The organism is Bacillus haynesii (genome assembly GCF_014042035.1).
Taxonomy (GTDB): Bacteria; Bacillota; Bacilli; order Bacillales; family Bacillaceae; genus Bacillus; species Bacillus haynesii.
Genome location: NZ_CP059494.1, coordinates 1,972,368 through 1,984,892 on the forward strand (window position 1 = coordinate 1,972,368; position 12,525 = coordinate 1,984,892).

Annotated in this window: 11 protein-coding genes; 8 read left to right on the plus strand and 3 right to left on the minus strand. The window is 48.4% G+C overall.

The genetic code is table 11. The features are described from left to right. The first annotated feature begins 24 nt into the window (after positions 1-24). From H2R00_RS09800 to H2R00_RS09810, 3 genes are all read left to right on the plus strand, one after another. Positions 25-228, plus strand: coding sequence for an alpha/beta-type small acid-soluble spore protein (locus H2R00_RS09800; RefSeq protein ID WP_003180196.1), 204 nt, complete (start codon positions 25-27; stop codon positions 226-228). Positions 229-427: 199 nt separating this feature from the next. Continuing rightward, on the plus strand, positions 428-571 hold the full coding sequence (locus H2R00_RS09805) for a hypothetical protein (protein ID WP_182070936.1): 144 nt from the start codon (positions 428-430) through the stop codon (positions 569-571). A 20-nt stretch (positions 572-591) separates the two neighbouring features. Then, entirely contained in the window at positions 592-1,218 is a 627-nt protein-coding gene (locus H2R00_RS09810; protein ID WP_234112807.1) for an NAD(P)-dependent oxidoreductase, read from the plus strand. A gap of 19 nt (positions 1,219-1,237) precedes the next feature. On the opposite strand, the gene bmrD is transcribed toward H2R00_RS09810, so the two are convergent. Together bmrD and bmrC are read right to left on the minus strand one after the other, a co-directional pair. After that, a complete protein-coding gene (bmrD, locus tag H2R00_RS09815; RefSeq protein WP_154999691.1) occupies positions 1,238-3,256 on the minus strand; it encodes a multidrug resistance ABC transporter ATP-binding protein/permease BmrD in 2,019 nt (672 codons plus the stop codon). Continuing rightward, positions 3,253-5,007 carry a multidrug ABC transporter ATP-binding protein BmrC gene (bmrC, locus tag H2R00_RS09820; protein WP_154999692.1) on the minus strand — a complete coding sequence of 585 codons (1,755 nt, stop codon included), beginning with the start codon at positions 5,005-5,007 and terminating at the stop codon, positions 3,253-3,255. The genes bmrD and bmrC overlap by 4 nt, the downstream gene beginning before the upstream one ends. 521 nt (positions 5,008-5,528) lie before the next feature. Here bmrC and H2R00_RS09825 point away from each other — a divergent pair. From H2R00_RS09825 to H2R00_RS09845, 5 genes are all read left to right on the plus strand, one after another. Further along, a complete protein-coding gene (locus H2R00_RS09825) occupies positions 5,529-6,029 on the plus strand; it encodes a universal stress protein (protein WP_154999694.1) in 501 nt (166 codons plus the stop codon). Between the two features lie 779 nt (positions 6,030-6,808). Beyond that, positions 6,809-7,063 (plus strand): heterocycloanthracin/sonorensin family bacteriocin, encoded by a 255-nt coding sequence (locus H2R00_RS21520; RefSeq protein WP_367303120.1) that lies wholly within the window; start codon positions 6,809-6,811, stop codon positions 7,061-7,063. A 124-nt stretch (positions 7,064-7,187) separates the two neighbouring features. After that, on the plus strand, positions 7,188-9,041 hold the full coding sequence (locus H2R00_RS09835) for a putative thiazole-containing bacteriocin maturation protein (RefSeq protein WP_182070939.1): 1,854 nt from the start codon (positions 7,188-7,190) through the stop codon (positions 9,039-9,041). After that, on the plus strand, positions 9,041-10,975 hold the full coding sequence (locus tag H2R00_RS09840) for a TOMM precursor leader peptide-binding protein (RefSeq protein WP_182070940.1): 1,935 nt from the start codon (positions 9,041-9,043) through the stop codon (positions 10,973-10,975). The genes H2R00_RS09835 and H2R00_RS09840 overlap by 1 nt, the downstream gene beginning before the upstream one ends. A 77-nt stretch (positions 10,976-11,052) precedes the next feature. After that, a complete protein-coding gene (locus H2R00_RS09845; protein WP_154999699.1) occupies positions 11,053-11,529 on the plus strand; it encodes a DUF4944 domain-containing protein in 477 nt (158 codons plus the stop codon). A 15-nt stretch (positions 11,530-11,544) separates the two neighbouring features. Here H2R00_RS09845 and H2R00_RS09850 read toward each other — a convergent pair whose 3' ends face one another. Further along, positions 11,545-12,525 (minus strand): aldose 1-epimerase, encoded by a 981-nt coding sequence (locus tag H2R00_RS09850; protein WP_182070941.1) that lies wholly within the window; start codon positions 12,523-12,525, stop codon positions 11,545-11,547.

The following is a 12,525-nucleotide window of genomic DNA, read 5'->3' on the forward strand; positions in this document are numbered from 1 at the left end:
TTTTATAAAGGAGTTTGATGACAAATGGCTAATCAAAATTCTTCAAATCAACTGCTTGTCCCAGGAGCAGCACAAGCGATCGAACAAATGAAATTTGAAATCGCTTCTGAGTTCGGCGTAAACCTTGGCGCTGACACGACTTCCCGTGCAAACGGTTCTGTCGGCGGAGAAATTACAAAACGTTTAGTTTCCCAAGCTCAAGCATCTATGGGCGGTCAACAATTTTAAACAACTTCATATTCATGGATAACAGAAGGTGCATATCCTGCACCTTCTTTAGCGTGTCGACAAACCTTCACATTCATTGCCACGACGGCGGTCCTCCCTGCATAAAATGATGAGCGGCGGCCCGCACCGTTGGCATATCTTATGAAAGCCCGCACTCGCTTCTCCTTTTTTCATATGCTGGTATAAAGGAGGAGTCGGCATGCAGGTGATGTTGAGCATCAATTGGGAATTGATTCAATTTGTCGGGATTTCTCTATTGAATGAGTATGTCTCAAATGTACGCCCTTATCATGGACCCTTTTGTTTTCGCGGGGCTTTTTCTTCCGGACGATCTGACGTATGATAGATCCGATGGGAGTGATCATGTTGAAGATTGCACTTTTTGGAGGTACAGGCCGTGTCGGACAGGCCTTTCTCAATTTAATTGAAGAGGATGGGCATCATTCCGTTTACGCTCTTGTCCGGAGGACGGAAGGTGCCCGCATTCCGGATAAATGCTGCCAAGCACTTACAGGGAACGCCAGGAACCGGCATGACGTCGAGTCTTTAATAAAAAATTGCGATATCGTTGTCAGCTGTTTAAACACAGATGGAGACGATACATTGACCGTCTCCATCGAACATATTATAAACGCTATGAACGTACATCGAATCAAACGGCTGATTACCATCGGAACCGCCGGCATTTTAAACGCCAGGCAGAACCCGTCCCTTTACCGCTTTGAAACAAACGAGTCAAAACGGCGCTCGGCGCGCGCAGCGCAAGAACATGCCCGGGTGTACGAACGGCTCCGCGAATCTGATCTGGATTGGACGATCGTCTGTCCGACGTATCTCCCCGCTGGGCCGGCATTGAAGACATACCGTTTTGAACGGGATGTTCTGCCGCCCGGCGGAAAAGAAATATCCACCGGCGACACCGCTCATTTTCTTTTCACACAGCTTGAGTCTGACCAGTTTGTCAAGGCAAGGGTGGGACTCGCTTATTAAGGCCGGGTGAAGATCCGGCTTACCCTATCAGGGTTCCTTTCCCCTTTTGCAGTTCATACATTTGATAGTATTGGCCTTTTTGCTTCATCAGCTCTTCATGATTTCCCCTCTCGATAATCCGGCCTTTTTCAAGTACCAGAATCTGGTCGGCGTTTTTGATCGTTGACAGTCTGTGGGCGATGATAAAGGTTGTGCGCCCTTGTTTGACGACGTCAAGCGCTTTTTGAATGACCGCTTCTGTTTCGGTATCGATATGGGCCGTCGCCTCGTCTAAAATAAGAATAGCCGGATCGTATGCCAGCGCACGCGCAAACGAGATCAGCTGCCTTTCCCCTGAAGAAAGGGTGCTTCCTTTTTCGATGACCGGCTCGTCAAGGCCTTTCGGCAGACGGGCGAGCACCTCAAGAGCCCCGACCTGTTTCAAGGCGGCTTCTATTTGCTCTCTAGTAATATCAGCATTGTCAAGGCTGACATTTGAAGCAATCGTGCCGGAAAATAAGTAAGGATCCTGGAGAACGATGCCCATATGCTTTCTGATTTCCTGCCTTGACATATCATATATGCTTCTGCCGTCGATTTTGACATCGCCCTTTTCAATATCGTAAAAGCGGAAAAGTACATTCATAATGGAGCTTTTGCCTGAGCCTGTATGTCCGACCAGTGCAACGGTCTCCCCTTGCTTCGCTTCAAATGAAATGTTTTTCAGCACATCTTCACCGTCATGATAGCGAAATGATACATCCTCAAACACGACTCGCCCCCGCGCTCTTTCGCTGCCCGGCTCTTTGACGTCGACACCCGGCTCATCCAGCAGGCGGAAAACCCGCTCCGATGATACGCGCGCCAATTCAAGCTTGGCAAACTGGTTGACGATGCCCGTAATCGGCTGAAATAAACGATTCAAATAATCGACGAATGCATAGAGGACGCCGATTGAAATCATTCCTTCCGCGTTCAGGGCAGATCCCCCGAAATACCAGATTAAGGCGGTGAACATCACGTTTCTCAGAATGTTGACCAAGTTGTGGGACATGAGCGAATTTAATTTCAGCATTTTATTTTGGTAATGAAAGTGGCTGTCGTTCAGCTGTTCAAATTCTTCTTTTGTGTCCTGTCCGCGCCGGAATGCCTGAATAATCGTCATGCCTTGAATCGATTCATTCATTTTGGCGTTGATCTCACTGTTGATTGACCTGAGTTTATGATTGTAGCCTGAAGCAAATTTTCGATAAACAGCCGCCCAAATGACAATCAGGGGCACAATCAACAGACAGACGCCGGCCAGCCTGACATCAAGGAAAAACAGTGCGGCGAATATTCCGGCCATATAAATGATATTTGTAACAAACGTCGAAAGAACGGTCACATACAGATCGCGGATCGCTTCGGTATCATTCGTCACCCTTGCAACGATTTTTCCTGCCGGCAAATTATCAAAATAGCGGATAGGAAGCCTTTGAATGTTGGCGAATACATCCTGTCTCATCTTTTGAATGATGCGGTTTGCGCTCATCTGCAAGAGGTAGAATTGGCCGTAATGGAAAAAGATCGAGAAAATGAGAAGGCCGAAATAAATAGAAACGAGCGAGATCAGCCCTCCTATTTCAGGCTCGTAAAAAGCATACACTTCAGACAAAGACAGGCGATCGGCCTTGTAGGTTTCCGTCCGGTCTCCGCTCGTCATTCTCAGCTCTCCCCCGGAAACCGTCCGCTCCCCGTCAAAGGAAACCGGTTCCCCCACAAAGTAGTAGTTCATACCGACTTGAAAGATGTGAACTTCCTGCAGCTTTTCAGCTGAAGGGTCTGTCCTGTCTTCCCTGATATATTCCTTTCCTTTGTAGGAAACAGTATATTTCGAGTTCTCTGTCGTTTCATACCACGTTTTTTCAATTCCGAGAATATGATCGTCGATCATCTTTTTGGCGATCATCGGCCCCGTCAGCTCAGCTGTGACGGCGATCGTCAGCATGACGAGCGCCCAGATGAGAATTTTTTTATAAAGAAGCGCATATTGGAAAAGCCTTTTTCCTGTTGTCATGCTACAGTCCCCCCTTCTTCTCCCGAAGGAAGCTGCTGTGCTTCATATTGTTCAAAATACCAGCCTTTCCGGCCGATCAGTTCCTGATGCGTCCCTCTCTCAACGACCCTTCCATCCTCCATGACGAGAATGAAATCGGCGTGTTCGACAGCCGACATCCGGTGTGATGTAATAAACGTCGTTTTGCCTTTCCGTCTGCTGCGGATGTTTTCAATAATCGCCGCTTCCGTTTTCGCATCGACAGCGGACAGCGAATCATCCAAGATCAAAATATGGGGCTCCGCAATCATCGCTCTCGCAATTGAAATCCGCTGTTTCTGTCCCCCGGATAAAGCGACGCCCTTCTCTCCGACCATTGTCTCCAAGCCGTCTGAAAGCATCTCAATATCCTTTTTCAGATGTGCTGCAGAGATGACGGCGTGCAAATCGCGTTCTTCAGCGAGGTGTCCGCCGAACAAAATATTGTCTTTCACTGATTTTGAAAACAGCACGTGATCCTGTGGCACATACCCGATCCAGCTGCGAAGCTGATCAAGCGGCAGGCGCTCAATCGGCACGCCCGAAATGGTGATCGTTCCTTTTCCTTGCGGATACTGCCTCAGCAACTGCTTGACTAATGTCGTTTTGCCGCTCCCCGTCTTTCCGACGATTCCGACCGTCTGTCCTTCTAATACGGTAAATGAAATATCGGCCAGGTTTTCCGACGCAGAGCTCGGATACGTAAAAGTGACCCCGTCAAACACAATATCGCCCGGCTCCGCTGCTTCGGGTTCAGCGGGCTCTCTCACATCAGGCTCATATGCCAATGTTTCATTTACCCTGTCAAGCGAAGCATTTCCCCTCTGCATGACATTGATCAGCTCTCCGATCGCAAACATCGGCCAGATCAGCATGCCGAGGTACACGTTGAAAGAGACGAGTTCACCCAATGTCAGCTGGCTGCGGAAAACAAGATAGGCGCCGTAGCCAAGACCGATTAAATAGCTGATCCCGACCAAAAGCTTCACCGTCGGTTCAAACAGCGAATCGATCAAAGCGACTTTCATATTTTTCTTGTACACATCAGCCGTCATGCTGTTGAACCGGCTGACATCGTTTTTCTCCTGTACATAGGCCCGGATCACTCTTACTCCTGATACGGACTCGAGCACTTGATCATTTAAAGCGCCAAACGCATCCTGCGCTTCTGTGAAACGCTCATGAATCTTTTTCCCGTAGATGCTGATGGCAGCCGCCATTAGCGGAAGCGGAATGATCGAAGCAAGCGTCAGCTTCCAGCTGATCAAAAAACCCATCGTCAAAAGGATCGTCAGCATATACATCGTCGAATCGACCAAGGTCAAAATGCCGAAGCCCGCCGTCATGGAAATCGCTTTTAAATCATTTGTCGCCCTCGCCATCAAATCCCCTGTGCGGTTCTTCTCGTAAAAAGACGGCGTCATTTTCAGCAAATGGCCCATCAGCTTGGATCTGAGAATTTTTTCGACCAGGTTCGCTCCCCCAAACAGCTGATACATCCAATAATAGGACAAGATATAAACAACTGCGCCAAGCGCGAGAAATAAACCGATATAGCCGAGCATGCCGGCCTTGGAAAAAGTGCCCGCCTGCATGTCGTCAATCGCGTTGCCAAGCAGCTTCGGCGGAAACATTTCCAATACGTTTACAATAATCAACAGGACGACCGCTATCGTGTAGCGCCGCCAAGAGGCTTTAAAAAACCAGCCCAGCTTCCATAAAACAGAAAACATCTGATATCCTCTCCTTTTTTAGCCGCCTTCAAGTTTTTCCTTACAATCTTTGATTTCGTTTTTTCTGATACTCGGCATAAAAAATTCCTCCTTATGTGCGATTTATTTATTAGAAAAACATGCTGCTCCGCATCGGAAACAGAATGTTTTTTCCCAGAAAAAAAAAGGCACACTGTGTACCAGCATGCCTTTTCCGATATAAAAAAGGCGCATGTACGCTTGTTCACGCGACATGCGCCCTCCTTTGAAGGTGTTAGAGTGAAACGGTTTTCCGATCATAAGGAAGGTATGGAAATGTCACGTTAAGGTGCTTTTGTTGTTGAACTGATGCTTTGATATTTGTAATCATGACGATACCCTCCAATCTTATTAATATTTTCCATCTTATAGTACGGCCCTTTAATTGTCAATTTGTTTTTTTGGCGAATGGCAGGCTTTTGATTCATATTCTCATATTTCGTTAGATTTGTTGGGAAAACGGGTAATATAACAGTAAATCCATTCTGAAAGGAATGATCAATTTGTTTAAAGCTGACCGGATCATAGTCGCGTTTGACGGAAAAGAGGAAAGCAAAAAAGCGCTGAAAAAAGCGATCGACCTGTCGAAAAGGCTCGGCTCACAATTGACCGTCGCCCATGTCCATGAACCGAGGCAAGTGAGAACAGAGGCTGCGGCCGAAAGACCCGCTGCCGGCGCGCCATACCTTTACAGCGGCTTCCCGGCCGCGCCCCGGGTCCCCCACGATGCAGACTTGGCCGGTGAACCCATGATCTACGAGGACAGCGCGGAAGAAGCGATTGCGGCAGCGAAAATCATTTTAAGCGAAAACCAGTACGACGCGGAAATTGAGGTGTTGGAAGGAGACACGGCCAACGCAGTTCTGCAACATGCGGAAAATATCGGCGCTGATCTTGTCATCACGGGTACGCGCGACCAGAACCGCCTGAAAAAGCTCCTGTTTGGCAGCGTCAGCGACAAGATATCGACAAAATCGGAGATCCCGGTGCTGATTGTAAAATAACGATTTTAAAAGAGGCCGGTCTGTTGTCCGGCCTCTCATCCTGTTATGACCTTCTTGATTTTCTAAACCTGTTAATAAAGGAGACAATCCCCCAAACAATGAATAGTAAGACTCCTAAAACAATGACCGCATTTATGATTGAAAAATTGACCAAAGCAATCTCTCCTTCTCTATCAAATCATTAGAAAACATACTTGTTGAAAGAACCTGTTTTTGTAGTAACTGATACATAAGCAGTCGCATCAGTATAAAACTGCTAGAATGATGCTCAGCTGCTATATAATTATACAACGCCAATTGATTTTTTCCTCCTAAGCCGAATGGTTACCTTTACCCTCTATATTTTCTTCACTTTAGATGTTTCTAGAAATTATATTTGCATTCAATTTAGACTTTCACTCCACATGACTTACAATTGATTTTCTTTCTCCACCTTGCCTCGTATTCTTTGGTTTTACTTATTGTCCTCCTCTCTTCAGCCCCGCCGATCTTTATATCAATAAATTGCCGCAAGTACGGCCGCAAAATAAAAGCCCCTCTTCAACAAAATCCAATAACAGGAAAAATAGGCGTTCAAATTAGTAACAACCACCTAACAGACCTCATAATTTGATCTTGTGAGTACCCGGGGTATTTGACATAATCTGACTTTGCTTATGTTTCATTCTTCTTTTACTGTGTTTTGGTCAAAAATTTTAACGATGAAGGGGGATATTAAAATGCAACCATTCCATGATGAACTGCAGTCGTTGGAGATGGATCAATTCCAGGCAGACGATATGACGCATTGGGATCCGGACCGCCATCACGCCAATGTTAAACACTGCGCAAGCTGCTGGAGCTGCGGAAGCTGTGCCAGCTGTTGGAGCTGCGCGGGACACAGCTGTTGGAGCTGTGCGGGACACAGCTGTTGGAGCTGCATGGGACACAGCTGTTGGAGCTGCGCGGGCCACAGCTGCTGGAGCTGTGCGGGCCACAGCTGCTGGAGCTGCGCGGGACATTGCTGCTGGAGCTGCTGGCACGGAGGCATGTAGTTTTTATATAAAAAAGAAGACTTCCCCTGCCTCTTTTACCGCAGGGGTCTTCTATTGCATAAAGGACAAACAAAATTACATATAATGGTATGTCTTGTTTTTAAAACATTAAAGGAGGAGGAGCATGACACACCTGACTGCTTCCGCTCGCCTGAAAGTAAACCGGGATACATGGTTTCTTCCTGATCCGAACGGCGGCGCGTATTTTAGAAATAATTCCGGGTCGTTTCGCATAAAAGGATCTTCGATTGCTCAATGGATCGAAAAACTTCTGCCGATGTTCAACGGGGAACATTCGCTTGAAGATTTGACAAAAGGACTGCAAGCTCCGTACCGAAAGAGAGTATATGAAATCGGAGAAACGCTTTATAAAAACGGATTCGTTCGCGACGTCAGCCGCGATCACCCGCACAAACTGGAAAGCTCAGTGCTTAAAACGTATGAAGCCCAAATCGAATTTATTGAAAGCTTTGCCGATTCCGGCGCTTACCGCTTTCAGCTGTCGCGCCAAACCAAAGTATTGGCTGCAGGGACCGGCTCCTTTCTCACGAAATTGGTCCGGTCGCTGATCGATTCCGGTTTTTCAAGAATCCGTGCGATCGTGACGGATGCATCCGGGCACGCTTTAGACGAACTGGCAGAAATATCAGAGCGAACAGAAAGCGGACTGGAGATTGGCTTCGCCGAAACGCAACATTGGCGGGAAGCGGTGCGATCTGCCGATTGGATTTTGTATGTCTCTGACCGCGGCTTCACAGATGAGCTCCGCGATCTTCAAACGTTTTGCCTTGAAGAGAACAAAGGATTCATACCCGGCATCTGTCTGAAACAAGTCGGACTGGCAGGCCCTGTCTTCCAACAACACGGAGACGGCTGCTTCGAGGCTGCCTGGAGGCGCCTCCATCGGTCTGCGCTCCATGAAGATCGGACGCTTGGAACCTTTCCTTTGGCAGGAAAAGACATGCTGGCAAATGTTATTGTGTTCGAATTGATGAAAGCATCTGCGGAGCTTGAGCCATTATCTAAGAAGAATCAAGTGTACCTGCTTGATTTGGCAACGCTCGAAGGCGGCTGGCATGCGTTTCTTCCCCATCCGGACTTCAGTTGCGGCAAGGATTCGGCTGAACTCATCTGCGACCTTGAAGCGAAACTTTCGGAGCGCCCCGGAAGAGAAACAGAAAGCCGGCTATTCCAATGTTTCACCGAACTGACCTCACCCGTAACGGGCATTTTTCATCTGTGGGAAGAAAAACATTTGCGACAGCTTCCTTTAGCACAATGCTTTGTTCAGACAGCAGATCCGCTCTCTTCCGGACCTGCGGAGCTTTTGCCTGAGACGATTTCGGTCGGTTTGACCCATCAAGAGGCGCGGCGGGAAGCCGGGCTGACGGGTATTGAAATGTATGCATCAAGGTTGACCCGTTCTTATCCGAATAGCGGGGATTTCGCGATCGCCGCCGGAGAAACGCTGGCTGAAGGCGTATTAAGGGGATTGGAGAAATGCCTGGAACACCGGTTGCGCGAACGGATAAAAAGCGGAAAAGAAATGATTTCCCTCGTTCAGCTGGACGGAATCGAAGACCGGCATTCTGCATTTTATTTAAAAGCGCTGACAGTCTTGTACGGCAAACCGGAAATCGGTTTAGGGAAAAACATAGAAGGCTTCCCTGTTGCATGGGCGGGAATTCGCGGCCGCTGGTACGGAAGTTCTGGACTCAACATCACATCGGCTCTCAGAAAAGCGCTCGAACGGGCGCTGACAGACAAAGATCCTTTGAAAGGTGCGGATGTTCTGCTGGAGCCTGGTGAGCTGAAGCTTGCTATCCCCGTTTCCGCTGCTTTGCAAAAAACACTGCTTTCCACCTTGAAAAACAACCGGGGCTTGCAGCTGTATGTCTATGAGCTGCCTGTTGAACCATTTTTAAAAGAAAAACTAGCAGGAATCTATTGCGTGCAGTTGCGAAAGGAGGAACCTTGATGAAGCGCTGTATTTTGGTCGTTGGCGAAGGATTGATGGCTGAAGGCGCATCACAACAATTATCCGCTGAATATAACGTTATCCGCAGGTCTGATTTTGAGAGCAGAATACCGGCGGAGACTTCGTTCGTTCTTGTGCTGCACGACGCTTGGCGGCCTTTGTTATATCGCGAGGCCGAAAAAGTGCTAAGGGCGGCAGGGATTCCGTGGCTTCGCGGGTTTGCATCTTTTGGGGAAGGGGTAATCGGGCCGCTCGTTTATCCGTCAGAGTCAGGATGTTCAAAATGCGCCGATATGAGGCGGTATGTCTCCGGCCCCGACAGCATAGAGACGCTTGAACTGGAACAAAAAAGCAATGACATAAACCGCGATCCGTGGGCTTCAAAGACCGGCTGCCGCCAGATGGTCAGCCTGATCTGCACAGAAGTCGACACCATCATGAACGGCGGGCGCGGCCGATTGGAAAAAAAGCTGTACATCGTCAATTTGAAAACGCTAGAAAGTTCGCTGCACGCTTTCATACCGGAACCGACATGCCCTATATGCGGCAGTCTGCCCGAAGACGGACCGGAATCCGCGCGGATATCGCTCCGGCCCAGCCTGAAAACGAACCCGGACAGCTTTCGCGTGCGGAACACGGACGACTTAAAACAAACGCTCTCCAAAGACTATTTGGACCAGAGAACGGGGATATTCAACGCCAAAATTTATGACGCGATTCTGCCGTTTGCCGATATGATCGTCAATATGCCTTTATGGATGGGAAATGAAGGGGTAGGAGGGCGGAGCCATTCGTATGAAGACAGCGAATTAACCGCCATCTTAGAAGGTTTGGAACGCTATTCCGGGATTGAACCGCGCGGCAAACGGACGATCGTACATGACACCTACGAAAATGTAAAAGATCGTGCGCTCGACCCGGCAAAAGTCGGGCTTCATCAAGCCGAAAAATACACGCATCCCGATTTTCCTTTTCAGCCGTTTCATCCGGCCCGCCCGCTCCGCTGGGTATGGGGCTATTCATTTCTGCAGAAACGGCCGATTCTCGTTCCTGAATCGCTCGCGTATTACAGCCTGGGGCGGGAAGACAGCTTTGTCTATGAAACATCGAACGGCTGTGCACTCGGAGGGAGTTTGGAGGAAGCGATTTTCCACGGCATATTAGAAGCGGCTGAGCGCGATTCATTTTTGCTTGCCTGGTATACCAGGCTTCCACTTCGGCAGCTGGATCTCGACTCTTCAGGAGATCTGGAATTGCGCCTCATGACAGAGAGGGTGCGAAGTGTGGCGGGATATGATCTGCATGTCTTTAATTCAACGATGGAATACGGCATTCCAAGCATTTGGGCGATCGCCAAAAACAGAAAACGGGAAGGATTGAATCTGATTTGTTCCGCAGGCGCCCACCCCGATCCCGTAAAAGCGGTGAAAAGCGCCCTTCATGAGCTGGCAGGCATGATGTTGAAGCACGACCGCAAATTTGAATCTGAAAGGAGCAAATATCAGCAGATGCTCCGCAGTCCTGCTTTAGTGCGGGAAATGGAGGATCACAGCTTCATGTACGGACTGCCCGAAGCGGAAGAGCGGCTCCGTTTTTTGCTGAATCAAAGCCGGCCTCTGCAAACATTCGACAATGCCTTTAAAAAAAGAAAGAAATACCTTGATTTAACCGAAGATCTCTGCGACCTGCTTGAAGCTTTCCGGAGTCTCAACCTTGAAGTGATCGTCGTTGATCAGACTTCCCCTGTTATCAAACGGAATGGACTTTATTGTGTGAAAGTTCTCATCCCGGGCCTGATTCCGATGACATTCGGACAGCGCTTCATCCGCCTGGAAGGGCTTGAGAGAATTTTCACCGTGCCGAAGAAGCTCGGCTTTGCGGAAGAACCGTTAAGACCAGAACAGCTGAACCTGCACCCGCACCCGTTTCCTTAAAAATTTAAGATAATGGCTTTTTTTCCGATTGTTCTGCTTTATGATTATAAAGCAGAACTTTTTAGGCGGTGGTTAATATGAAACAGGAATACAAGCGGCCGGTTCTATTCATCTCCTCCCTCTTCATGGCCTTTTGCGCCGTTTATTTCGGCGGCAGGCTGATCGGTTTCTATATGGCGGAATACCCAAAATGGAACGGGCAAAGCGCTGACGGAAATTGGGAGGCCGTGATTAAAAAAGGCGATGAAGGCCGCGAATTCAGCGGGAACCTGTATTGGACAGGCAGCCGGGAGCGGCTGGACGATACATATTTGGAAAAATTGGTCGTAAAGTTTGGTGATGAAATTGTTTTGAACGCCCAAATCGAAACGCCGATGAAAGATTACGCGGGAGGCGAATTTCCCGCCGGAGGGTCAAAAGAACAATCCGTTTCTTTTTTGGAAGGGCTTGAAGAAGCCGAATTCGCCGGCCGCAAGGTGACAATTCAATTGGATTGGAGAGAGGGCAAACAAGCATCCCATACAGCATTTACGCTTGATAAAAGCTCATGGTAAAAGGCGGAATATCGATTATATTCCGCCCACCTCAATTTTGCTTCGCATCGTCAGCTCTTCCTGCGGCCCCAAATCCCGAAATCCAGTCACATTCTTCGGAAGGTTGAGGTTCGGTGCATTCGTCATCCAAGTGTATGGCTCTATACAAAGCAGATCATCTTGATCAGATGTACCGTTAAACACGACCCAGTGCTTAAAATGACCGTCGCATTGGTAGCGGACGCGAATGCCGGCAAGGCTGTCCGCAATGACGGCGGTGCTGTTTCCTTCCCGGTCTTGCTCAGCAGCCAATATATCATCAAGCCTTTCTCCCGCTGCCATTTTTCCCGCTTTGAACGCCTCTGTCATCCGATACTCGCCTGTCGGCAGCATGCGGTCTGTCAGCGTCCATTGCTTTGAGGCAGGAAGAGTAAACAGGCACTTTTCTTTATCCCCTGCTTCATTTAAAGGATAGCGGAAAGATGTGTGATACCCCAATCCGATCGGCATCGGGTCTTGACCGCGGTTGACAGCCGATGCATCGATTTTCAGATGCTGTCCTTCTAATGTGTAGGTGATGGTGATGGAAAACGAGTGAGGGAAGATTGCTTTGATGCTCGGATGATCATCAGAGTCCAGCTTCGTCTGCACGATGATCCGCTCTTCTGTTGCCTCCATTTTTTCTACCGTCCACTTTTTATCGTAAAGAAATCCGTGCAGGTGGTTTTCGAACGGCTTTTCATTGATCGGCAGCTCGTACGTTCTTCCCGCATATGTAAATCTCCCGTGATCGATCCGGTTGGGAGGAAAAAGAACAGGGATTCCGAATAAAAACGGATTCGCGTTATATTCTTCCTTTGATTCAGGTGTTTTCAACAAATTCAACCCGCCCGGCTTCCACTTCAATGAAATCAAATTGCTTCCCCATCCTGGTACAAGTACAGCCTCTAAATCATCATTTTCAAACCAGATCGCTTCCTCATGTAAAAACCGGCTTTTCTGAACAGTGCAAGTCAT